Below are 21638 nucleotides of genomic sequence, written 5' to 3'. Positions count from 1 at the left end.
GACCAGGAACCAAGGTCCCCGCAGTAGGTATGGCGGGTCGCCGTACGTCGTTCGCAATGAAGGTCCGACGCCGAACCGGCCGCCGTTGCCGCGACGGACGCCGGGGCAGACGGACATCGGGAGTGATCCGCGTTTCCGGCTGCTGGCCGCGCGTGGGGTGGCGTCTGCGCCGGATGCCGAGCGTGCGGCTGTTGACGCCGAGCGGGCGGTGCTGGACGAGGTGGCGGCGGCGATGCGGAACCGGCCGGACGCTGACGTGTTGGACCGGGCGCGGGAGACGGTCGCCGTGCACATGCCGAGTCGGTTGGCCGAGTGCCGGGCGTGCGACGGGCCGGCGCTGTGTCCGCCGTTCACCAGCGCGTTGGCGGTGCTGGACCGGTGGGACCAGGTCAAGGCGCGTCGGGTGCGGGCGGTGTTGCAGTACGCCGGGCTCTGGCCGGACGGGTACGTCCACGACGGGCGGGACGACTGATGGCCGACGGTGAACTCCTGCGGGTCGGTGACACCCTGCATCTCGGCAAGGCCGACTGGGTGTTCGGCGACCGGTCGATGACGGTCCGGGTCTCCGACATCCGGTACGGCCTGGACGACGCCGATTCCCCGGTGGTCGGCATCCTCGCCACGATCACGTTGGCGGGTCGGGACGGGCGGATGGCCGCGATCGGCGTCTACAAGTCCGCGTTGGCTCGTCCCGGCGTACTGCAGCGGCACCAGCCGCCCAACGGCGTCGACCCCTTCCCCGCCGCACATCCGTAGACCTCTGCAGCCCGCTGCCCGCCGTCCGCTTGAGCCGGGGTCGGGCCGGTGGCGGCAACCACCAGCCCGACCCATTCCAAACTGCAATGGAAAGTGGATCACGATGGACGTTTGTGCCCTGACCAGCGCCGTGTTGCTCGGCTACCTCGCCGGGCTGTTCTCGTTCAAGGTGAAGAGCCGCTGGTGCCCCCGCTGCGGCGAACTGACCACTGCCCAACTGCCTCGCTAAAGTCGACGCTTTCAATTCGGCGCGAACATCCCGCCATCAACGGTATGCGCCGGCAGTACCGACGAACCGGGGGCGCTCAGTAGACGACGCCAAGCCGTCGCAGCTCGGCGGCGATCGCGTCGACCTCGTGCAGGCTGCCGTCGGCGACCGCGAGCATGAACGCCTCGGCGCGGTCGACATTGACGTCCGGGATCGGCGTCCCGGTGTTGAGGTTGATGAAGACCAGCGCGGCGGCCCACGCCAGGCGTTTGTTGCCGTCGACAAGTGCGTGGTTGCCGCAGATCGAGTGCAGCAGGCTGGCCGCTTTGCCAGCGAGGTCGGGGTAGGCCTCCTGCCCGAAGACGATCGTGCTCGGTCGGGCAGCGGCGGAGGCGAGCAGCCCGTAGTCGCGGACCTTGGCCGGCGTGCCGAAGACGATCGAGCCGATCTCCAGCAGGTCTTCGACGTCGAGGTAGACGGTCACTGGGCCAGCCGGTCGAGCAGCTCACGGTGGCGCTCGGCCACCTCGGCGGCCAACCCACGCACCTTGGAGCGCTTGCTGTGCCGGGCGACGTACTCTTCGACGGCGACGACGATGGTGGCGTTGGCCGACCGGTGCTCAGTCTCAGCGATCTGCTTGAGCTGCGCGTGAAGATCGTCCGGCAGGTTGACTGTGGTTACCATATGGAAATCATACGACTTCCAAGTGTCCACCGGTAGCGCCGGCGCTGGCTAGAGCGGGGCCAGCAAGATCAGTTGACGAAAACCGAGACGGTGCCGGCGTGCCGCCCGGTCCTCGTCAACTGATCATGGGGAGTGGGCGTGTCGCAGTCGGCCGGCTGCTGACCCCGGCTCGGGCGCAGTCGGGGTTGAGGGTGCCGGTCAGCGGGGTGAACCCGGAGGCGGTGATGTCGATGTCGTCAGCCTTCACCGCTTCGAGCGCCTGGGCGTCGAGGCTCTCCGCCTGGCGTCCGGCGGTTTCTTGGGACGCCCGGCGAGCGCGTGCCAATAAGCTTGGCTTATAATCACGTCGTGTGGGAGGTGTCGTTACATCCCGAAGTCGAGGCTTGGTTCATCGAACTCTGCCGAACCGACCCAGTCACCGCCGACCGGGTGGCGGAAGCCGTAGACCTGTTGGCCGAGCACGGTCCGGCTCTGGGTAGACCCCTTGTGGACCGGCTCAAAGGCAGCCTGTTCCACAACATGAAGGAGCTTCGACCGGGATCGACTGGCGGTTCGGAGATCCGGATGATCTTCGCTTTCGATCCGTTTCGGGAGGCTGTGTTTATCGTTGCGGGCGATAAGTCTGGCCGGTGGCAGGACTGGTACGAGACGGCGATCCCGCTGGCCGATGCGAGGTTCGACGAGCACCTGAAGCGACTCAAGGAGGACGAGTGAGTCCGACGAACTGGCGAGACGTCAAAGCCAAGGCTCGGGCGGCCGACCCTGAATGGGACAGCCCTGCCCGCGTCGCCCAACGCGCCGCGATGCGTCAGCAGATGCTGGCTTCCGTGAGCGGTGCCCAGCTCGCCGAGATTCGGAAGCAGCTGGGCCTCACCCAGGTGCAGCTGGCCGAGGCTGCGGGCCTGTCGCAAGCGCGCATCAGCCAGATCGAGAACGGTGAGGCCACGAGCCTCGAGTCACTGAGAGCCTACGTCACGGGCCTTGGCGGGCACCTCGACATAGTTGCGCGAATCGGGAACGTCCGCTTGGACGTCGCGTAGTCCAGAAACCCGGTGGCGCCACCACCCTGTCTCGACGGGGGATGCCTACGGGATCGACGGCCGGGCCGATGGCAGTTGCCACCGGCCCGGTCACCGCATCGATGTGCGCCTGCGTTCTCGTCGACTCCCAGAGAGCAGGTGCTCAGGCGCCGCCGGGGTTGAGGGTCACGGTCAGCGGGGTGAAGTCGGCACCGGTGACGTCGACGCCGTCCGCCTCCGCCGCTTCGAGCGCCTGGGTGATGTAGTCGTTGGTGTAGGCCAACCCCTCCGGCTCGGCGGTCAGCACCGTCTGGCCGTCCTGGTTCTTCGTGGCCAGCGACAACTCGACCGTACGCGCCCAGTCGGCCTCGTCGATCAGCCCGATCCCGCCGGTCGACGGCCAGATCAGCTTGTTGACCTCGTTGACCTGCCACAGCTGGTGGCTGGCACCCAGCGTCGACCCGGCCGCGACGGACAGGTCCCGGCACTCTTCCGGGTTGTCCCGGCAGAACGCCCAGCCCTTGATGGTGCCGGTGAGGAACTTGACGGTCTGCTCCTGGTACGCCGGGTCGTCGAGCTTGGTGGTGTCGGCCCAGATGGCGTCCTGCAGCATCGCCGTCCCGACGGAGTTCCAGTCGAGCACCGTGAAATCGTCCGGCGTGTACAGCTCACCGGTGTCCGGGTTCTCCGCCTCCAGCAGCTGCGCGTACTCGTTGTAGCTCATCGCCTGGGCGGCGTCGATGTCGCCGCGCAGCAGCGCCTGCATGTCGAACTGCTGCTGCACCAGGGTCACATCCGACCCCGGGTCCAGCCCGGCCTGGGTCATCGCGGCGAACAGTTCGAACTCGTTGCCGAAGCCCCAGTTGCCGACCTTCTTGCCGCGCAGATCCGCCGGCCCGCTGATGCCGGAGTCGGCGAACGCCACCTGGTAGGTGCCGGAGCGGGCGAAGATCTGCCCCACGTCGGTGATCTCAGCACCCTGTTCCCGCGACGCGAGCGCCTTCGGCACCCAGGCGATCGCGTAGTCGGCCTGCCCCTGAGCGAGCACCGTCTGCGGGACGATGTCCACCCCGCCTTCGAGCAGCTCGACGTCGAGCCCTTCCTCCGCATAGAAGCCCTTTTCGACGGCCGCGATGTAGCCGGCGAACTGGGCCTGGAAAAACCACTGCAACTGCACCTTTACCGTGGTGGTGCCGTCGGTGGCACCGCCACCGGCGTCCGGCTCCTCGTCCGCCGTACCGCAGGCGCTGATCAGCAGCGCGGCGCCCGTCAATGCCGCCGCGGCGGCCAACCGTCTTCTCATCTTCGTGTTCCTCCTGGTCGCGATGATGGAGCGGGGGACTGCGGCGCGCGGACGGGAGCGCCAGGGGAAGCAGAGGTCACGGGGTCTGGCCGGTGCGCCACGGCATCGCGAGGCGCTCCAGCAGCAGGGTCGCCAGGTAGAAGACCAGGCCGAGCAGGCAGGCGCCGACCACGAAGGCCCAGGCCCGGGGGTACGCGGTGAGCGACGCCGCCGAGGTGATCCGCGCCCCCAGCCCGTCCTGCAGCCCGCCGAAGTACTCGGCGACCACGGCCGCGATCACCGCCAGCGACGACGCCTGCCGCAGCCCGGTGAAGACGAACGGCAGCGCGCCGGGCAGCCGGACCAGCCGGGCGAAGGTCCAACCACCGGCGGCGTAGCTGGCCATCAGCTCCTGGTGGATCGGCTGCACCTGACGCAGCCCGCGCAGCGTGTTGACGAAGACCGGGAGGAACGCGACCAGCCCGACGACGATCCGCCGGGGCACGCTGCTGGCCGCGTCGAACATGTTGTTCAGCACCGGGGCGAGCGCGATGATCGGCAGCGCGTTGACCAGCGCCGCCAGCGGCACCGACACCTCGCTGAGCAGCCGCAGCCGGCTGACCGCCAACGCCACCAGCACCCCGAGTGCCGCCCCGGCGAGCAGTCCGATCAGCGCGTTGGTGCCGCTGGCCAGCCCGGCGGACAGCACCACCGTACGGCTGGCCCAGAACTGTTCGGCGATCGCCGACGGCGACGGCAGCACGTACGAGGCGACCCGGCCCAGCCGTACCGTCGCTTCCCACAGCGCCAGCCCGACGAGCCCGACGGCGACCGGCGGCCCGGCCGCCCGCAACGACCTCACGTCGCTGCCGGCTCGGTGGCCGCAGCGCCGCTGCCGCGCAGTGCCCGGCGGACCTCGGTGACGGCGGTGAAGAACTCCGCCGACTGCCGGGTCTGATCGGTGCGCGCACCGAGGTCGACGTCGACGACGGCGGTGATCCGCCCCGGCCGGGCCGACATCACCACCACCCGGTCGGACAGGTACACCGCCTCGGAGATCGAGTGGGTGACGAAGACGGTGCTGGTCGCGGTGCGGGCGCAGATGCCGAGAAGCTCGTCCTGCAGGCGTTCGCGGGTCATTTCGTCGAGCGCACCGAACGGTTCGTCCATCAACAGCAACGGCGGGTGTACGGCGAGCGCCCGCGCGATCGCCACCCGCTGCTGCATGCCGCCGGAGAGCTGAGCCGGGTAGTGGCCGGCGAAGTCGGCGAGCCCGACGAGGGCCAGCATCTCGTCGACCCGGGTCCGGCGCTGCGCCCGCCGCACCCCGCGCAGCTCCAGCGGCAGCTCCACGTTGCGCCGCACCGTCCGCCAGTCGAAGAGACCGGCCTGCTGGAAGGCGATGCCGTACTCCTGGTCGAGTCTGGCCTGCCGGGCGGCCTTGCCGTTGACGGTGACCGTGCCGGCGGTCGGGGTGATCAGGTCGGCGATCAGCCGCAGCAGGGTGCTCTTGCCGCAGCCGGACGGCCCGATCAGCGACACGAACTCGCCCCGGCCGATGGTCAGCTCCACCCCGGTCAGCGCGGTGACCGCGTCGGCCCGGCCGGCGTTGAAGACCTTGTCGACCCCGGTGATCTCGACGGCGAATGCACTGCTCATCCGGTCACCGCCACCCGCCGCTGGTGCCGGGTCAGCCCCAGCTCCAGCAGGGTCACCGTGGCGGCGACGACCAGGCCGAGGGCGGCGGCGCCGAGGATCGCCGCGTACACCTTCGCCGGGGCGCTGGTGGCCTGCCGGGAATATTCCAGGATCAGCCGGCCGATGCCGCCCCGGGTGCCGGTGGAGATCTCCCCGACGACCGCGCCGACCACGGCGGCGGCCCCGGCCAGCCGCAGCGCCGGGAACAGGTACGGCAGCGCGGCCGGAGCCCGCAGCTTCCACAGGGTGCGCCACCAGCCGGCCGCGTAGCTGCGCATCAGCTCGACCCCGGCGGCCGGCGGCGACTGCAGGCCGCGCAGCATGCCGACGGCGACCGGGAAGAACGCCAGGTACGCGGCGATCACCGCGACCGACATCCACGGCTGCCACGGGTAGGTGCCGATGGACAGCCGCCCGCCCCAGCCGGCGATCACCGGGGCGAGGGCGACCAGCGGCACGGTCTGCGACAGCACCACGTACGGCAGAAGTCCCCGTTCGACGATCCGCAGCCGCTGCATCGCCACCGCCAGGACCATCCCGACCAGGGTGCCGGCGGCGAACCCGACGCCGGTCACCCCGAGGGTGAACAGGCAGGCGTCGACGACCACCCGCCACACCGGCTGGCCGGCGGCGACGTCGACGGCGCCGAGGCCGGCGACCACGTCGGCCAGGTGCGGCATGGCGGCGTCGTCGGCGCGCGGCAGCAGCGGTACGCCGAACAGGTCGGTGCCGTCCGGGTCGCCGACCAGTTTGTAGCCTTCCCACGCGGCGGCGGCGAGGGCGAGCGCACCCAGCGCGGCCCCGGCGACGCCGGCCCGGCGCGCCCAGCTGCTGGTCGGGCCGCTGGTCAAGACGCGACCACCCGGCGGTACGCGGGGATGATCTGCTCGCCGTACGCGGCCAGGGTTTCCTGCTTGGCGTCGTGTTGCAGGTAGACGGCGAACTGGTCGACGCCGAGGTCGCGTAGCTCGGCGAGCCGGCGCAGGTGTTCGTCGACCGGGCCGAGCAGGCAGAACCGGTCGACGATCTCGTCCGGTACGAAGTCGGTGTGGGTGTTGCCGGCCCGGCCGTGTTCGGCGTAGTCGTAGCCCTGCCGGCCGGCGATGTAGTCGGTGAGCACCTTCGGCACGCCGCTGCCGTCACCGCCGTAGCGGGCGACGATGTCGGCGATGTGGTTGCCGACCATGCCGCCGAACCAGCGGGTCTGCTCCCGCTGGTGGGCCAGGTCGTCGCCGACGTAGGCGGGGGCGGCGACGCAGAAGGTGACCGCGTCGGGGTCGCGGCCGGCGCGTTCCGCCGCCGTCCGGACCGCGCCGATCATCCAGGCGGCGATGTCCGGGTCGGCGAGCTGCAGGATGTAGCCGTCGCCGACCTCGCCGGCCAGCGCGAGCGCCTTCGGCCCGTACGCGGCGACCCACACCTCCAGCGCCCCGTCGTCGACCCACGGCAGGGTGATGTCCCGGTCGCGATAACGCACGGTCCGCCCGGCGGCCAGGTCACGGATGACGGTGACGCAGTCCCGCAGCTCGCCGAGGGTGGTGGGGCGGGCGCCGAGGACCCGCACGGCCGAGTCGCCCCGGCCGATGCCGCAGACCGTACGGTTGCCGTACATCTCGTTGAGGGTGGCGAACATCGACGCGGTGACGGTCCAGTCCCGGGTGCTGGGGTTGGTCACCATCGGCCCGACCGTCACCGACGAGGTGGCGGCGAGGATCTGGCTGTAGATGACGAACGGCTCCTGCCACAGCACGTGCGAGTCGAACGTCCACACGTGGCTGAAGCCGGCCTGCTCGGCCCGCTGGGCCAACGACACCAGCTCCCGGCCGGGCGGGTCACACTGGAACACGACGCCGAAGTCCATCTGGCGTACCCCCTTCAGAGCAGGTAGTCCGACAGGCCACGGCGCAGGTAGCGGCCGTGGCCGGCGCGTCCGTGGTACGTACCGTCGCCGGTGACCAGGACGGTGCCCCGGGACAGCACGGTGTCGACCTTGCCGGTGATCTCGAAGCCTTCGTACGCCGAGTGGTCCATGTTCATGTGGTGGGTGGCCGCCGAGATGGTGGTCCGCCCGGCCGGGTCGTAGACGACGATGTCGGCGTCGGAGCCGGGGGCGATGACGCCCTTACGCGGGTAGAGGCCGAACATCCGGGCCGGCGTGGTGGCGATCGTCTCCACCCAGCGGGCCAGCGACAGTTTGCCGTCGACGACGCCCTGGTAGACCAGGTCGACCCGGTGTTCGACGCCGCCGATCCCGTTGGGGATCTTGGAGAAGTCGCCGAGGCCGAGTTCCTTCTGGTCCTTGAAGCAGAACGGGCAGTGGTCGGTGGAGACCACCGCCAGGTCGTTGGTGCGCAGCCCGCGCCACAGGTCGGCGCGGTGGGGTTCGTGCCTGCTGCGCAGCGGGGTGGAGCAGACCCACTTGGCGCCTTCGAAGCCGGGCGCGCCGAGCTGGTCCTCCAGGGTGAGGTAGAGGTACTGCGGGCAGGTTTCGGCGAAGACGTTGCGGCCGGCGTCGCGGGCGGTCGCGACGGCGGCGAGTGCTTCGCTGGCGGACAGGTGCACGATGTAGAGCGGGCAGTCGGCGGCGACCCCGGCCAGGGCGATGGCCCGGCTGGTCGCTTCGGCCTCCAACGCGGCCGGGCGGGTCAGCCCGTGGTGGATCGGGTCGGTTTCGCCCCGGGCCAGCGCCTGGCCGATGAGCACGTCGATGGCGATGCCGTTCTCGGCGTGCATCATGATCATGGCGCCGTTGTCGCGGGCCTTCTGCATCGCCCGCAGGATCTGGCCGTCGTCGCTGTAGAACACCCCGGGGTACGCCATGAACAGCTTGAAGCTGGTGATGCCCTCGGTGGCCACGAGCGAGTCCATCGCCTTGAGTGACTCGTCGTCAACCCCGCCGATGATCATGTGGAAGCCGTAGTCGACGTGGCAGTTGCCCTGCGCCTTGGCGTGCCAGGCGGCCAGCCCGTCGCCGACCACCTCACCGGCCCGCTGCACCGCGAAGTCGATGATCGTGGTGGTGCCGCCGAAGGCGGCGGCCTTCGTGCCGGTGTCGAAGGTGTCGCTGGCGAACGTGCCGCCGAACGGCAGCTCCATGTGGGTGTGCACGTCGACGCCGCCGGGGATGACGTACTTGCCGGCCGCGTCGAGGACCTCGACCCCGTCGGTCGGTCCGGTGCCGGGGGCGAAGATCGCGGCGATCGTCTCGCCGTCGACGAGCACGTCGGCGGCGTACGGTCCGGTCGGTCCGACGACGGTGCCGCCGGTGATCAGCAGACTCATGGCTTCCTCCGCCGGCTCAGGGTTGGACCAGGTCGCCGTAGGCGTCCGGGCGGCGGTCGCGGTAGAACGCCCAGCGGTTGCGGACTGTCTCGATCAGCCCGAGGTCGAGGTCGCGGACGATCAACTCTGGCTGGTACGGGTCCCCGGTGTCGCCGACGAACTTGCCTTCCGGGTCGACGAAGTAGGAGGTGCCGTAGAAGTCGTTGTCGCCGTAGGAGGCCTCGACGCCGACCCGGTTGATCGCGGCGATGAAGTACTCGTTGGCCACCGCCGCCGCCGGCTGTTCCAGCTTCCACAGGTACGACGAGAGGCTGCGGCTGGTCGCCGACGGGTTGAACACGATCTGTGCGCCGGCCAGGCCGAGCGCCCGCCAGCCTTCCGGGAAGTGCCGGTCGTAGCAGATGTAGACACCGATGCGGCCGACGGCGGTGTCGAAGACCGGGTAGCCGAGGTTGCCGGGGCGGAAGTAGAACTTCTCCCAGAAGCCCTTGACGTTGGGGATGTGGGTCTTGCGGAACTTGCCCAGGTAGCTGCCGTCGGCGTCGATCACCGCGGCGGTGTTGTAGAGGATGCCGGCCTGCTCCCGTTCGTACATCGGAAGCACCATCACCATGCCGTGCTCGGCGGCCAGGGCGGCGAAGCGTTCGGTGGTCGGCCCGGGGATCGACTCGGCGTACGCGTAGTACTCGCTCTCCTGCACCTGGCAGAAGTACGGCCCGTAGAACAGCTCCTGGAAGCAGATGATCTTCGCGCCGGCGGCGGCCGCCTGCCGCACGTACTCCTCGTGGGCTTTGATCATGGATTCCTTGTCGCCGGTCCAGGCGGTCTGGACGATGGCGGCGCGGACGACTCCTGACATGGGCGGATCCCTTCTGCGGCGGCGGTTTCCCGGCACCGTCGATCCACTGGCGGACAGCATGGCTGACCCGGCCCGCCGGCCGTGAGCTGCGCTTCCCGGCTGGCGAGAAGGTACGACTGTAACCACGCCGGCAATGGCTGACAATCATGTCCGTGTTACCGCTTGTTTCGAATGTGTTATGTGGTCGACCACTATCGACGAGAGTCGATCTGTGGCGGGCCGGACATGACGACCGGGGCGGTGTCGCGAGTCGCGACACCGCCCCGGTCGGGTGTTTGCGTGGCCGGTACGCCGTCAGGAGGCGCTGCAGGTCACCGACGGGGTGCCGCCGGACGACGAGCCGATGAACCCGAAGCTGGTGCTGGCACCGGCGCCGAGGCTGCCGTTGTAGGCGACGTTACGGGCGGTCACCGTCGACCCGCTGGCCGAGACCGTGGCGTTCCACGCCTGCTGCACGGTCTGCCCGCTCGGGTAGGCCAGGGTCACCGTCCAGCCGCTGATCGCCGAGGAGCCGGCGGTCACCCGGACCTCACCCTGGAAGCCGCCGGACCAGGTCGAGGCGACGCTGTAGGACGCGGTGCAGCCGGCCGAGCCGGGCGGCGGCGTGGTCGGCGGGGCCGTGGTGGGCGGCGGCGTGGTCGGAGGTGCGGTGGTGGGCGGCGGGTTGCTGCCGCCGAAGTTCACGTCGCTGCAGAAGTAGTAGGACTGGTCCATATGGCTGGCCTGCCAGATGGTGTAGACCATGTGTCGGCCGGTGCGCCCCGGCGCGGTCGCCGGGATGTCGATCTGCACCCCGCTGGGCACGCTCTGCCACTGCGACGCCGGCGTGTTGCCGATCTGGGCGACGAGCTCCAGATTGCCCCAGCCGAGTGCCTGGCTGATCGGGTTGAAGCCCTGCCGGGTCACGTACACCCGGATGTAGTCGGCACCGTGGCTGGCTTGATCGAACAATCGGACGCTGAACGAGTTGCTGATTGACTTGGCCCGCCAGTTGCCGATGGCGTCCATGGCGTTGTAGCGGCCGCCCTCGGTGCGTCCACCGCTGCAGAGCTGGCCGTTTGGGATGGCGCCCTGGTGGTTGCCGCCGACGCCTTCGCGGTAGAGGCCGTTCCAGTTCCACATGGCGGCAGCGTTGGCCTGCCATGCCTGATAGCACATGGGATCCTCGGTGGCCATCTCCGGTGCCATGTGGTTCCCGCCCCAGCGGTCGAGACATCCGTAGTTGCGGGAGGCCGGATCGAGCACTGATCCATGGGCCGAGGCGACATTGGCCAGTGCGGTGGTCAGCAGCAGCCCGGCGGCGACGGCAACGACCAGGGCGTACAGCGCGAGTGGTCGCCGGCCGGTGGTGGTGAGTGTGGGCATTACAGACTCCAACCTCGGTTGGTGCGCGCCGGTACGGGGCGCGGTAGCGAAAGCACGGATCGTCGCCCGCGAGCGCGCACGAATGTGCGCTGCGCGTCACGGTCCTGCGGAGAGTTGCCCTGCTCCCGCGTGGCTGCCGGCTCCCGAAGCTGTCCTACCTAAGAATCACGCTCAAATCAACGAAAGTCAATACACGGTGGTGTGTGGGGGCTGCGCGGGGATCGCCGATGAGGGCGGCGGGTCTGCCGACCGCGGTCCGCGTCGGCGGCGCGGACCCGCGTGAGCTGCCCACGGCGTCGTCAAACACCCTGACGGGTGATTGCCGACGCAATCGGCAATGTCGCGTCCGGCCTGGCGGCAGACTCGTCCAGTAGCAGGCGAGGGAGGTGGCAGGCGAGGGAGGTGGCGGGTTGTCAGCGACCACGGAGGCCTTCTTCGCCAGCGTCCACGAACGCGATCCTCGGTTGCCCCCAGCAGTCGACGGCTCGCTGCGCTTCGACGTGCGGTACCGCGATCACACTGAGCAGTGGCTGCTGCGTTTCGCGGCGGGCCGCGTGCGGGCCGAACAGTCCGGTGCCGATGCGGATTGCGTCGTCGCCATCGACAGCGTGCTGTTCGAACAGATCCTGTGCGGGAAGGAACGACTCTTCCCCGCATTCATCCGCTTCGGGCTCACCCTGGAGGGCGTGATCGCGTTGCTGCCGATGTTCAACTGGCTGCTGCCCGACACGGTGGGTGCCCGGCATCCGCGGCAGCTGGCGGAGGGTTGGAAGGAAGCCAGGTGACGAACCTCAAGTACACCAGCATCCTCGAAGGCAACCTGTTCATGGTCAGCGACGAGCGCGGTGACGTGTCGCCCTCGACGGATATGCCTACCGGGCTGTTCGGTTTCGACATGCGCTACCTGTCCGTCTGGAATCTCACCGTCAACGGCGAACGCCTCTCCGTGCTGTCCGTTGACGACCTTCAGTACTTCGAATCGCGCTACTTCCTTGTTCCGGGCGAGCCGACCCACTACGTCGACGCGAGCATGTCGGTGATCCGCCAGCGTCGCCTCGGTGGTGGCGCCTTCGTGGAGCAGCTGACCGTGCTCAACCACCAGGAAGTCGCGGTCGACCTACGGGTCCGGCTCGACATCGCCACCGACTTCGCAGACTCCACCGAGTACGCCAACGTGCGCAAGAAAGGGAAGATATCCACCGCTGTCGAGCAGGACACCCTGCACATGTACTACACCCGGGAGAATCAGTGCCGTGAAGTGGTGATCACCAGCAGCGCTGAGGCGGCGATTGACGACCACGGGATGACGTTCGACATCAGCGTCGGGCCGCACGGATCGTGGGAGACCGTCCTGCAGCTGATCTACTGGGTGCGCGGCATCCATGGGCGGGACATCCGGGTGACCGCGCCAAACTTCGACGCCCCGGGCATGGTGGATGCGAGCCGGGTGCTGGCCGAGTGGCTCGCCGCCGCCCCCACCCTGAGCTGTGACTCGGCCCCACTCGACCAGGCGTACCGCCGCAGTCTCACCGATCTGGCGGCACTGCGTTTTACCGGGAACCTGCGTGGGGAACAGCAGTTCTCCGCCGGACTGCCCCGGATGATGGGACTGCAGGGTCGGGACAGCATCGTAACCTGCCTGCAGCTACTGCCGTTCATCCCGTCGATGGTGCCGAACGTCCTGCACTTTCTCGCGGACGCGCAGGGAACCCGGCTCGACGACTTCGCCGAGGAGGAACCCGGCAAGATCCTCCAGGAGTTCCGGTTCGGAGAGCGAGCCGGGTTCGGGGAGATCGCCGCCTGCCCCTACTACGGTGCGGCCGACACGACGCCGCTGTTCGTCATCCTGCTCGACGCGTACGACAGATGGACCGGAGATACCTCGATCGCCCAGGAGCTCGAGTTCCACACCCGACGGGCGTTGCGGTGGATCGACGAGTACGGCGACATCATGGGCGACGGCTACCTCTGGTACGCCAGACGCAACGACCGACTTGGCGTGGAGAACCAGTGCTGGAAAGACACGCCCGATGCCATTTCCTACCGCGATGGTCGGATACCGGTCGGCCCCCGGGCTACTTGCGAGCTCCAGGGTTATGCCTACGACGCCAAACGTCGCGGTGCCCGGTTGGCCCGTGAGGTGTGGAACGATCCGGCGTACGCCGCCGAGCTCGAAGCCCAGGCCGCCGAGCTCAAGCGCCGGTTCAACCAGAGGTTCTGGATCCGCGACGGCCGCTACTACGCGCTTGGCGTGGACGCCGATGGCAACCACGTCGACGCCTGCGCCTCGAACATGGGGCACCTGCTGTGGAGCGGTATCGTCGACCCGGACAAGGCTCGGCACGTCGTCAAACATCTGATGAGCGAGCGGCTCTTCACCGGCTGGGGCATCCGTACCCTTGCCGAGGGCGACGGGCGGTACAGCCCGGTCGGCTTCCACACCGGGGCGATCTGGCCGTTCGACAACGCCCTCATCGCCCACGGCATGCGTCAGTACGGCTTCCATCAGGAAGCCGCCCGGGTAGCGGGTGCCATCATCGATGCTTCGGAGTTCTTCGACGGCCGCCTGCCCAGCGCGTTCGCGGGCTACGACCGGAAGTTGACCAAGTATCCGGTTCAGCTGGCGGCTGCGTGCAGCCCGCACTCCTGGTCGGCCGGGGCGGTGTTGATGTTCCTGTGTTCCATGCTCGGTCTCGACCCGAAGGGCGAGCATCTGATCGTCCGCCCGCACCTGCCGCGCGGCATCGGCCGGATCGAGCTGCTGGACATCCCCGGTCGGTGGGGGCTGGTCGACGTGTTCGGCCGTGGGCACTGATCCGTCGCATGCAGCCGACTCCGGTAGGTCAACCCGAGGCAGGGCACCGGCGACGCCGGGTGGAGTATCCGCAGCGGCTACCGGGTACCGCAAAGGGACGACCTGCCGACGACCAAGGAAGGACCTACGGTGACTTCGACCACGCCCCGTACCACCCTCGCCGACCTGGCCACCGTCCCCGGCCCGTTCGTGTCGCTCTACCTGGACACCAGCGGCCGGGCCCCGGACACCGGCGAGCAGGTCCAGCTGCGCTGGCGGGCGGCCCGCCAACGGCTGGCCGAGGCGGGGGCGCCTGGCGAACTGCTCGACGTGATCGGCGGGCTGACGAACCGGGCCTACGCCGACGGGGACACCCTGGTGGTGATCGCCGACGCAGAGCGGGTGCGGCTGGTGCGTCAGCTGCCGGAACCGCCGGAGCGGGAGATCGCCAGCTACGGTGCGATCCCGCACCTGTTGCCCCTGTTGCGCTGGCAGCAGCGGCAGCTACCCGTTCTGGTGGTGGCGACCGACCGGGTCGGCGCCGAGATCGTCGCCCTGCAGCCGGACGGTGTGGAGGTGACCGAGTCGGTCGCCGGGGAGACGTTGCACATTACCCGGTCGCATCCGGGCGGCTGGTCCCAGCGGCGGTACCAGCAGCGGGCCGAGGACCGCTGGGAGGCCAACGCGACGCTGGTGGCCGAGCGGCTCGCCGAACTGGTCGACGAGGTCCGACCCCGGGCGGTCGTGGTCACCGGGGACGTCCGGGCGGTGCAGTTCCTACGGGACAAGTCGCCGACCCGGGTCGCCGAACTGCTGCACGAGGTGCAGGGCGCCTACGACACCACCGACGCGGCGGTCGAACAGGCCGTCGACGTGGTGGAGGGCATCGCCGACGCGGACGTGGCCGCCGCCGTCGCGGCGTACTGGCGGGAGATCGGCCAGGCTGACCGGGCCGCCGCTGGGGCGTCGGACACGCTCGCGACGCTCGCCCGCCGGCAGGTCGACACCCTGCTGCTGGTCGACGACCCGCAGCTGACAACCCGTTCGGCGTACGCCGGACCGCAGCCCGACCAGGTCGGTGCCACGGTCGGCGCGGTGGCCGTTTTCGGCGTGACGGATCCCGTCGAGGTGCCGCTGGGTGATGCCGCCGTGCGGGCCGCCCTCGCCGGCGGAACCCGGCTGGTGGTGGTGCCGGACAAGCTCGCCGACCAGGTGCCCGACGGCGTCGGTGCGATCCTGCGTTACACCGTCTGACCGGGCGGCAGGGACGTTCGACCCGGCTGGCGGGCCGGTCAGCGGTGCGAATGTGGGCGGGCCACCAGCACCGGGCAGTGTGCGTGGTGCACCAGCGTCTGACTCACCGATCCGAGCAGCAGCCCGGTGAACCCGCCCCGACCACGGGAACCGACCACGACCAGGCCGGCTGTCCGGCTGGCCTCCACCATCACCGCGTCTGCCTCCACCCCCTCCAACGGACGTTTCTCCGCTGCCAGGTCCGGGTGGCGGCGGCGGACCGCCGCCGCGGCCTCCTCGAGAACCTCGTCGGCCTCGGCCCGGGCGGCCTGCGCCGGTGCGGGGAACTCGCCGCTGTCGCGCATCGAGTTCGGCCACCACACGTGCAGCAGCGTCAGGTCGACGCCTCGCGCGACGGCCTCGTCGGCGGCGATGAACAGGGCGGTTTCGGCGTGCGCCGACCCGTCGACGCCGACCAGCACCGGCCGGTCGGTGTCGTCCGGCGCGTCCGGTGGACGGACCACCAGCACCGGGCAGTGCGCATGCCCGGCCACCTGGGAGCTGACCGAGCCGAGCAGCAGCCCGGTGAACCCGCCGAGACCGCGGCTGCCGACCACCACCAGCTCCGCGTGCCGCGACTCCTCGATCAGGGTGGGTGCCCCGCCAGCGGCGACCTGCCGGGTCTCGACCATCAGCCCCGGCCACTGCGCCCGCAGCTGCGCCGCGGTCTCGGCCAGCATCCGCTCACCTTCCTCGTTCGGGCCCGGTAGCTCCCCGTCGTAGGGGTTGATCGGGATCCCGTACCCGAAGGCGTGCAGGTATCCGTGCACCAGCACCAGCGGCGCGTCGCCGCGTGCCGCGGCGCCGGCGGCGTGCCGGGCCGCGCACAGACTCGCTGGCGAACCGTCGACACCCACGACGATCGGGTCAGTCATGTTTCCTCCAGGACCGTGTCGATCACGTCGGTCGTGTCCCGACGCGGCGTCGGTCGACCTGGCTGACCGTATCCGATCCGGATGACCATCTGCGGGGAACCGAACCGGCCCAGCGCCAGGCGGAGCTGCTCCCGTGCCTGGGCCACCTCGATCGGCTGGGACAGCATCGACGCGGCCAGACCGGCGTCGGTCACCGTCAACAGCACCCGCTGCAACGCCTGCCCGGCGATGAGCTGGTCGCTGGGCGTGTTGCCGGCTGCGCCGAGCACGGCCACCAGCGGCTCCGACTCGAAGTCGCGCCCCGGTACCCGCAGCCAGTCACCGAACGGCCGCTGCGGCAGCAGGTCCTGTGGTTCGGCGACCGGCCCACCGGAGATCGCCGGCACCCCGTCCGGCGCGGGGTAGTGCCGGGTCAGCCGGGCCACCTCGGCCTGGTAGGCGGGGTCCCGGTCGAGCACCCGGTGGGCGCTCATCGCGATCTCCGCGATCGCGCCGACTGCGGTCGAGCCGATCACCAGCTCCAGCCAGCCGTCCTCGGCTCGGGCGGCGTCGATGAGCCGTTGCCGGATCGGCGGCGGCACCGGATCGGGCCGGAACGGCAGCCGGTTGCTGTGCCGGCGGGGGATCGCCGCGTGCAGCCGGCACTCGGTGGGGGTGGCGGCGTGCGGGGCCGCCGGCACCAGCCGGGCCAGCAGATGCGGGTCGGCCGGCTCCGGCCGCAGCCGGACCTGCGCGGGCGTGCCGCCGACCGCCAGCGCCAGCCGCAGGTTGTACAGGGCGGCACCGCAGCCGATCCGGGCCGCCCAGCCGGTCGGGTCGCAGGCCGGCAGCAGCCGGCTCCGGTCGAGCCGTACCTCGATCGCGCCGTCGGCCAACCGGAACCGCCACGGCTGGTAGTTGTGCAGCGACGGGGCGCGGACCGCCGCGGTCACCGCGGTGCGGAGCTGGTCCAGGGTGAACGTGGTGGTCAACATGCCTACACGATCCGCCCTGCCCACCGGCGGCGGCAGGGTCGGATGTCCCGGATTCATGGGCCCCCCGCCCCGCCGGACCCCGCCACGCGGGACCTTGGACCCTGGCAACCGGGTGCGCAACCGGGTAGAAACGGGGGATGATCCGCGTGTTTCTGCTCGACGACCACGAAGTGGTCCGCCGTGGCCTCGCCGACCTGCTGCAGAGCAGCGGTGACATCGAAGTGATCGGCGAGTCCGGCTCCGCCCAGGAAGCGAGTCGGCGGATCCCGGCGTTGCGTCCCGACGTGGCGATCCTCGACGCCCGGCTACCTGACGGCAACGGCATCGACGTCTGCCGCGACATCCGGGCCGTCGACTCCTCGATCAACGGGCTCATCCTCACCTCGTACGAGGACGACGAGGCACTGTTCGCCGCGATCATGGCCGGTGCCGCCGGCTACGTGCTCAAGCAGATCCGCGGCACCGACCTGGTCGACGCGGTGCGGCGGGTCGCCGCCGGCCAGTCGCTGCTCGACCCGGCGGTCACCCGCCGGGTGCTGGAGCGGATCCGCAGCGGCGTCGAGGAGCCGCACGAGCTGAAGTCCCTCACCGAGCAGGAACGTCGGATCCTGGAGTACGTCGCCGAAGGGCTGACCAACCGGGAGATCGCCGGCAAGATGTTCCTGGCCGAGAAGACCGTCAAGAACTACGTCTCCAGCCTGCTGGCCAAGCTCGGCCTGGAGCGGCGGACCCAGGCGGCGGTCCTCGCCACCCGGCTGCTCGGCCCCCGGCACTGAGCAGCCCAGCCCGCAAGGTCAGTCCCGCAGCGGGACCGTCCAGGTCAGGAGCGTGCCCCGGGGGTCCGCCGTGGCGATGGTGAACGTCCCACCGTGCTGCTCGGCGCGCTGACGCATGTTCACCAGCCCGCCCCGGGCGGCCGCCGGGTCGACCCCGACGCCGTCGTCGGCCACCGTCAGTTCGACGTGGCCGTCGAGGACCCGTACCTGCACCAGGACCCGGCTGGCCCGGGCGTGGCGCACCACGTTCGACAGCGCCTCCCGCAGCACCGCCAACAGGTCCGGACGGACCGGATCCGGCACAGCGCTGTCCACCGGGCCGGACAACTCCAGGGCGGGCCGGAACCCGAGGCCGTCGGCGGCCAGGTCGACCGCCTCCCGCAGCTCGGTCCGCAGTGTGGCGCTCATCGGCGTACGCAGCTCGAAGATGGCCCGGCGGATGTCGCGGATCGTGGAGTCCAGGTCGTCGACCGCCGCGTTGATCCGTTGCCCGATCTCCGGCCGGCCGGTCAACGGCATCGCGCTCTGCAGCTGCAGCCCGGTGGCGAACAGCCGCTGGATCACCACGTCGTGCAGGTCACGGGCGATCCGCTCGCGGTCCTCCAGCACCACCAGCAGCTCACGTTCCTCCTGGGCGCGGGCCCGCTCCATGGCCAACGCCGCCTGCCCGGCAAAGCTGGCCAGCAGCGGCAGCTCGCCGTCGGCCGGCACGTCGGCGTCGGCGCGGTGCGCCACCACCAGCACGCCGTGCATCGTGTCCGCCACCGTCAACGGCGACACCACGGCGGGGCCGGCGGTGACCGGCACCGGCCACGGCGCGGCCTTCGCCAGGCTCTCCACCATCCGGTGCTCACCGCTGGCCACCGCGTCGGCGAAGCTCGTCTCACCGGCCGGCAGCGTCGCGCCGACCAGACCCGGGACCACCCCCTGCGCGGAGTCGACGACCTCCACGATGAACTGGCCGATCTCGTCGTCGTTCACCAGCACCAGTACCAGTTCCGCCTCGGCGACCTCCCGGGCCCGCCGCGCCACCAGGGTGAGCGCGTCGGTACGGCGTACCGTGCCGAGCAGCACGCCGGTGATCTCGGCGGTGGCCGCCAGCCAGCGTTCCCGGCGGCTGGCCAGCTCGTAGAGCCGGGCGTTCTCGATGGCGACGCCGGCCGCGGCAGCCAACGCCACCACGATCTCCTCGTCGTCGTCGGTGAACTCGGCCGCCCCCTGCTTCTCCGCCAGGTACAGGTTGCCGAAGACCTGGTCGCGGATGCGCAGCGGGACGCCGAGGAAGCTGTGCATCGGTGGGTGGTGCGCCGGGAAGCCGTACGACCGGGGATGGGTGGTGATGTCCGGCATCCGCACCGGTGCCGGGTCGTCGATGAGCAGGCCGAGCACGCCTCGGCCGTGCGGCAGGTCGCCGATCGCGGCGTGGGCGGCCGGGTCTATGCCGTGGGTGATGAAGTCGACCAGTTGGCGGTCCGGTCCGATCACCCCGAGCGCGCCGTAGCGGGCACCGGCCAGCCCGCACGCCGCCTCGACGATGCGCCGCAGCGTGCTGTGCAGGTCGAGGTCGCTGCCGATGCCGACGACCGCGTCGAGCAACGCCCGCAGCCGTTCCCGGCTGGTGACGACCTCGCCGACCCGGTCGAGCATCTCCTGCAGCAGCTCGTCCAACCGGACCCGCGACAGCGGCGTCAGACCGAGCGACGGCACGTCGCGGTGTTCCTCGGGCGGGGGGTTGGCGGCCACGACCATGATGCTAACCGCCGGGTACGGCGTGAGTCAGTCCTTGTCCTTGGCGACCCGGACGATCGCCAGCGGGCAGTCGCTGCGGTACAGCAGCGCGTTGCTCACCGAGCCGAGTAGCAGACCGGTGAAGCCGCCCCGGCCGCGCGCGCCGACGACCAGCAACTGCCCCCGGGACGACTCGTCGACCAGCACCTTGGTGGCGCGGCCCTCGACGGACAACTGCCGTACGGCCAGCTCGGGGTGCCGCTCGCGCAGCCCGGCGACCGACTCGGCGAGCACCGCCTCCTCCTCGGCGCGCAGCGCCGCCGCGTCGTAGACCAGCGGCTGCATGTCGCCGGGGCCGATCGACGGCGGATGGGTCCAGGTGTGCACGGCGAGCAGGTCGGCACCGCGCAGGCTGGCGGCCTCGGCGGCGAAATCGACGGCCCGTTCGGACAGTTCCGAGCCGTCGACGCCGACGATCACCGGCCCGTCCTCGGCGCCACTGCCCCGGGCGACCAGGACCGGGCACTCGGCGTGGGTGGCCACCTGGGAGGCGACGGAGCCGATCAGCGCGCCGGAGATCGGGCCGAAGCCCTGGTCGCCGAGGACCACCAGGGCGGCCGTGCGTGATTCGGCCAGCAGCACCGGGGCGGCCGCCCCGTCGATCACCTGGGCGGTGACCGGCACCTGCGGCGCGGTGGCGGCGGCGGCCGCCGCGGCCTCGTCGACGATCTCCTTGGTGTACCGGCGGATCTCGTCCTCCGGTGGCACCGCCGGGGCCAGGCCCATCGGTGCCTGCATGACCGGCCAGGCGAAGGCGTGCACGATCCGCAGCGGCCGGTGCCGCAGTGCGGCCTCCCGGGCGGCGAACCGGGCGGCCCGCACCGCGGACTCGGAGCCGTCCACCCCGACGAGTACGGGTGCCTGGGTGTCCATGGTGTGTCCTCCTCAGGGTGCGGTGTCGTGGACCTCGCTGGTGTCGACGACCTGCGTGGTCGGCATCCGGGGGGTGTGCGGTGGACCGGCGTGGTCGGCGCTGGCGATGCCCAACCGCAGGACCAGGTACGGGTAGCCGAGCTCGGCCAGGATGCCGCGCAGGGTCTGCCGGGTGGCGGTGACCTCGATGGCGCCGCTCAACGGCACCACCGACACGCCCAGCTCGGTCGCGGTCAGCCAGGCCGCCGACAGCGCCTCGCCGGCGGCCAGCCAGCCGGCGGGGGAGTCCTCGTCGCCGAAGAGCAGCGCATAGACGGCGGCCCGGTCGTGGCCTGGGCCGACCGGCAGGGTGCCGACCCGGCCGAAGTCGCGTCCGGGGACGGTGGTCTGCGCCTGGCTCGCCGGCAGGACCTGCTCCGGCAGTCCGGTGCCGGCCGGGGTGGCCAGCCCGGTCCAGTAGTCGAGTTCGCCCCGGATCTGCGGGTCCTCGGACTCCAGCTCCTCGGCGCGGCTGGCCGCCGCGGCCAGTTGCAGCACCTGGTCGGAGGAGAGGATCTGCATCCGTACGGTGGTGCCGGCGGCGGTGATCGCGGTGACCGAGGCGACCGGCAGTGGCTCGTCGCTGACCGGCCGTCGGTCGGTGTGCCGGGTCTGCATCGCCTGGACCATCCGCATCACGTCGGGCTGCACCGTGATGCGCTGGGTGGGCCGCACCACCGCCAGCAGGTCCTGGCCGTCGCCGGCCGGCAACCGGTCCACCTGCGCGGTCCACCCCTGGGCGGCCAGCGCGATGCGGGCGTGGTGCAGGGCCGCACCGCAGCTGAGCACCAGCAGCCGGCCGTCCGGGTCGGTCGCCGACAGTTGACGGCTGCGGTCGGCGTACAGCTCGAGCCGGTCCGGCCGGACCCGCCAGCGCCACGGCTGGGTGTTGTGCACCGACGGCGCGTAACCCGCGGCGGCGGCGGCCTGCGCCAGTACGGCGGCGATCGGCCGGTCGGCCTCGGCCCCGGCGGTGGTCGCAGCGCCGTCCGGGCCGGCGTCCTCGGTCGCTGCGGCCCCGGTGGTGGCCTGGGTCCCGGCGGTGGTCGGCTCGTCCATCTGCTGCCCTTTCT

Annotated in this window: 25 protein-coding genes; 9 read left to right on the top strand and 16 right to left on the bottom strand. The window is 70.8% G+C overall.

Annotated elements, in window-relative coordinates:
* The first annotated feature begins 208 nt into the window (after nt 1-208).
* The 3 genes from O7608_RS25155 (at nt 209) to O7608_RS25145 (ending at nt 985) form a co-directional block, all read left to right on the top strand.
* Entirely contained in the window at nt 209-472 is a 264-nt protein-coding gene (locus O7608_RS25155) for a hypothetical protein (protein WP_289206925.1), read from the top strand.
* On the top strand, nt 472-756 hold the full coding sequence (locus tag O7608_RS25150; RefSeq protein ID WP_289206924.1) for a hypothetical protein: 285 nt from the start codon (nt 472-474) through the stop codon (nt 754-756). The genes O7608_RS25155 and O7608_RS25150 overlap by 1 nt, the downstream gene beginning before the upstream one ends.
* Before the next feature lie 103 nt (nt 757-859).
* A complete protein-coding gene (locus O7608_RS25145) occupies nt 860-985 on the top strand; it encodes a hypothetical protein (RefSeq protein WP_289206923.1) in 126 nt (41 codons plus the stop codon).
* Between the two features lie 76 nt (nt 986-1061).
* On the opposite strand, the gene O7608_RS25140 is transcribed toward O7608_RS25145, so the two are convergent.
* The 3 genes from O7608_RS25140 to O7608_RS25130 form a co-directional block, all read right to left on the bottom strand.
* Nucleotides 1062-1448 (bottom strand): type II toxin-antitoxin system death-on-curing family toxin, encoded by a 387-nt coding sequence (locus tag O7608_RS25140; RefSeq protein WP_289206922.1) that lies wholly within the window; start codon nt 1446-1448, stop codon nt 1062-1064.
* Nucleotides 1445-1648 (bottom strand): CopG family ribbon-helix-helix protein, encoded by a 204-nt coding sequence (locus tag O7608_RS25135; RefSeq protein ID WP_289206921.1) that lies wholly within the window; start codon nt 1646-1648, stop codon nt 1445-1447. The genes O7608_RS25140 and O7608_RS25135 overlap by 4 nt, the downstream gene beginning before the upstream one ends.
* 115 nt (nt 1649-1763) lie before the next feature.
* Entirely contained in the window at nt 1764-1973 is a 210-nt protein-coding gene (locus tag O7608_RS25130; protein ID WP_289206920.1) for a hypothetical protein, read from the bottom strand.
* Between the two features lie 23 nt (nt 1974-1996).
* Here O7608_RS25130 and O7608_RS25125 point away from each other — a divergent pair, with 23 nt between their 5' ends.
* Complete coding sequence (locus tag O7608_RS25125; protein ID WP_289206919.1) at nt 1997-2362, top strand: type II toxin-antitoxin system RelE/ParE family toxin; 366 nt, start codon at nt 1997-1999, stop codon at nt 2360-2362.
* Entirely contained in the window at nt 2359-2688 is a 330-nt protein-coding gene (locus O7608_RS25120; RefSeq protein ID WP_289206918.1) for a helix-turn-helix domain-containing protein, read from the top strand. Before O7608_RS25125 ends, O7608_RS25120 begins: the two co-directional genes overlap by 4 nt.
* 142 nt (nt 2689-2830) lie before the next feature.
* Here O7608_RS25120 and O7608_RS25115 read toward each other — a convergent pair whose 3' ends face one another.
* The 8 genes from O7608_RS25115 to O7608_RS25080 all read right to left on the bottom strand — a co-directional run bounded on the left by O7608_RS25115 (nt 2831) and on the right by O7608_RS25080 (nt 11153).
* Nucleotides 2831-3970, bottom strand: a complete 1140-nt coding sequence (locus O7608_RS25115; protein WP_289206917.1) for an ABC transporter substrate-binding protein — start codon at nt 3968-3970, stop codon at nt 2831-2833.
* Between the two features lie 76 nt (nt 3971-4046).
* Nucleotides 4047-4811, bottom strand: coding sequence for an ABC transporter permease (locus tag O7608_RS25110; RefSeq protein ID WP_289206916.1), 765 nt, complete (start codon nt 4809-4811; stop codon nt 4047-4049).
* Nucleotides 4808-5608: an ABC transporter ATP-binding protein gene (locus O7608_RS25105; protein WP_289206915.1), complete on the bottom strand. Its 801-nt coding sequence runs from the start codon at nt 5606-5608 to the stop codon at nt 4808-4810. The genes O7608_RS25110 and O7608_RS25105 overlap by 4 nt, the downstream gene beginning before the upstream one ends.
* The gene (locus tag O7608_RS25100) at nt 5605-6498 is read right to left on the bottom strand and encodes an ABC transporter permease (protein ID WP_289206914.1); all 894 of its coding nucleotides are present in this window, start codon (nt 6496-6498) and stop codon (nt 5605-5607) included. Before O7608_RS25100 ends, O7608_RS25105 begins: the two co-directional genes overlap by 4 nt.
* Nucleotides 6495-7508, bottom strand: a complete 1014-nt coding sequence (locus O7608_RS25095) for a TIGR03842 family LLM class F420-dependent oxidoreductase (RefSeq protein WP_289206913.1) — start codon at nt 7506-7508, stop codon at nt 6495-6497. The genes O7608_RS25100 and O7608_RS25095 overlap by 4 nt, the downstream gene beginning before the upstream one ends.
* Before the next feature lie 14 nt (nt 7509-7522).
* Entirely contained in the window at nt 7523-8929 is a 1407-nt protein-coding gene (gene hydA, locus O7608_RS25090; RefSeq protein ID WP_289206912.1) for a dihydropyrimidinase, read from the bottom strand.
* Nucleotides 8930-8945: 16 nt separating this feature from the next.
* On the bottom strand, nt 8946-9788 hold the full coding sequence (locus O7608_RS25085; RefSeq protein WP_289206911.1) for a nitrilase-related carbon-nitrogen hydrolase: 843 nt from the start codon (nt 9786-9788) through the stop codon (nt 8946-8948).
* Between the two features lie 294 nt (nt 9789-10082).
* Nucleotides 10083-11153: a lytic polysaccharide monooxygenase auxiliary activity family 9 protein gene (locus O7608_RS25080; RefSeq protein ID WP_289206910.1), complete on the bottom strand. Its 1071-nt coding sequence runs from the start codon at nt 11151-11153 to the stop codon at nt 10083-10085.
* A 410-nt stretch (nt 11154-11563) separates the two neighbouring features.
* Between O7608_RS25080 and O7608_RS25075 the strand changes: the two genes are divergently transcribed.
* The 3 genes from O7608_RS25075 (at nt 11564) to O7608_RS25065 (ending at nt 15201) form a co-directional block, all read left to right on the top strand.
* Entirely contained in the window at nt 11564-11938 is a 375-nt protein-coding gene (locus O7608_RS25075; protein ID WP_289206909.1) for an SCP2 sterol-binding domain-containing protein, read from the top strand.
* On the top strand, nt 11935-13968 hold the full coding sequence (locus O7608_RS25070) for an amylo-alpha-1,6-glucosidase (RefSeq protein WP_289206908.1): 2034 nt from the start codon (nt 11935-11937) through the stop codon (nt 13966-13968). Before O7608_RS25075 ends, O7608_RS25070 begins: the two co-directional genes overlap by 4 nt.
* Before the next feature lie 129 nt (nt 13969-14097).
* Nucleotides 14098-15201, top strand: a complete 1104-nt coding sequence (locus tag O7608_RS25065) for a baeRF2 domain-containing protein (RefSeq protein ID WP_289206907.1) — start codon at nt 14098-14100, stop codon at nt 15199-15201.
* Nucleotides 15202-15239: 38 nt separating this feature from the next.
* On the opposite strand, the gene O7608_RS25060 is transcribed toward O7608_RS25065, so the two are convergent.
* A complete protein-coding gene (locus tag O7608_RS25060; RefSeq protein ID WP_289206906.1) occupies nt 15240-16115 on the bottom strand; it encodes a universal stress protein in 876 nt (291 codons plus the stop codon).
* Nucleotides 16112-17089 (bottom strand): Acg family FMN-binding oxidoreductase, encoded by a 978-nt coding sequence (locus O7608_RS25055; RefSeq protein ID WP_421357101.1) that lies wholly within the window; start codon nt 17087-17089, stop codon nt 16112-16114. Before O7608_RS25055 ends, O7608_RS25060 begins: the two co-directional genes overlap by 4 nt.
* 137 nt (nt 17090-17226) lie before the next feature.
* On the opposite strand from O7608_RS25055, the gene O7608_RS25050 reads away from it, so the two are divergent.
* Nucleotides 17227-17865 carry a response regulator gene (locus O7608_RS25050; RefSeq protein ID WP_282226610.1) on the top strand — a complete coding sequence of 213 codons (639 nt, stop codon included), beginning with the start codon at nt 17227-17229 and terminating at the stop codon, nt 17863-17865.
* A gap of 18 nt (nt 17866-17883) precedes the next feature.
* On the opposite strand, the gene O7608_RS25045 is transcribed toward O7608_RS25050, so the two are convergent.
* The 3 genes from O7608_RS25045 to O7608_RS25035 form a co-directional block, all read right to left on the bottom strand.
* Complete coding sequence (locus O7608_RS25045; protein WP_502959228.1) at nt 17884-19557, bottom strand: sensor histidine kinase; 1674 nt, start codon at nt 19555-19557, stop codon at nt 17884-17886.
* 84 nt (nt 19558-19641) lie between these two features.
* Complete coding sequence (locus tag O7608_RS25040) at nt 19642-20526, bottom strand: universal stress protein (protein WP_289206905.1); 885 nt, start codon at nt 20524-20526, stop codon at nt 19642-19644.
* 12 nt (nt 20527-20538) lie between these two features.
* Nucleotides 20539-21624 carry an Acg family FMN-binding oxidoreductase gene (locus O7608_RS25035; RefSeq protein WP_289206904.1) on the bottom strand — a complete coding sequence of 362 codons (1086 nt, stop codon included), beginning with the start codon at nt 21622-21624 and terminating at the stop codon, nt 20539-20541.
* Nucleotides 21625-21638 lie beyond the last annotated feature (14 nt).

The sequence above is a fragment of the Solwaraspora sp. WMMA2056 genome (assembly GCF_030345095.1).
Lineage (GTDB): Bacteria > Actinomycetota > Actinomycetes > Mycobacteriales > Micromonosporaceae > Micromonospora_E.
The sequence above is the reverse complement of the archived record's forward strand: the minus strand, read 5'-3'. Positions and strand labels throughout refer to the sequence as shown.

Coding starts and splice junctions, on each gene's coding strand:
- O7608_RS25105 (WP_289206915.1), bottom strand. CDS start 5,608: ATGAGCAGTGCATTCGCCGTCGAGATCACCGGGGTCGACAAGGTCTTC.
- O7608_RS25050 (WP_282226610.1), top strand. CDS start 17,227: ATGATCCGCGTGTTTCTGCTCGACGACCACGAAGTGGTCCGCCGTGGC.
- O7608_RS25040 (WP_289206905.1), bottom strand. CDS start 20,526: ATGGACACCCAGGCACCCGTACTCGTCGGGGTGGACGGCTCCGAGTCC.
- O7608_RS25080 (WP_289206910.1), bottom strand. CDS start 11,153: ATGCCCACACTCACCACCACCGGCCGGCGACCACTCGCGCTGTACGCC.
- O7608_RS25145 (WP_289206923.1), top strand. CDS start 860: ATGGACGTTTGTGCCCTGACCAGCGCCGTGTTGCTCGGCTACCTCGCC.
- O7608_RS25035 (WP_289206904.1), bottom strand. CDS start 21,624: ATGGACGAGCCGACCACCGCCGGGACCCAGGCCACCACCGGGGCCGCA.
- O7608_RS25060 (WP_289206906.1), bottom strand. CDS start 16,115: ATGACTGACCCGATCGTCGTGGGTGTCGACGGTTCGCCAGCGAGTCTG.
- O7608_RS25055 (WP_421357101.1), bottom strand. CDS start 17,089: ATGTTGACCACCACGTTCACCCTGGACCAGCTCCGCACCGCGGTGACC.
- hydA (WP_289206912.1), bottom strand. CDS start 8,929: ATGAGTCTGCTGATCACCGGCGGCACCGTCGTCGGACCGACCGGACCG.
- O7608_RS25150 (WP_289206924.1), top strand. CDS start 472: ATGGCCGACGGTGAACTCCTGCGGGTCGGTGACACCCTGCATCTCGGC.
- O7608_RS25115 (WP_289206917.1), bottom strand. CDS start 3,970: ATGAGAAGACGGTTGGCCGCCGCGGCGGCATTGACGGGCGCCGCGCTG.
- O7608_RS25135 (WP_289206921.1), bottom strand. CDS start 1,648: ATGGTAACCACAGTCAACCTGCCGGACGATCTTCACGCGCAGCTCAAG.
- O7608_RS25095 (WP_289206913.1), bottom strand. CDS start 7,508: ATGGACTTCGGCGTCGTGTTCCAGTGTGACCCGCCCGGCCGGGAGCTG.
- O7608_RS25085 (WP_289206911.1), bottom strand. CDS start 9,788: ATGTCAGGAGTCGTCCGCGCCGCCATCGTCCAGACCGCCTGGACCGGC.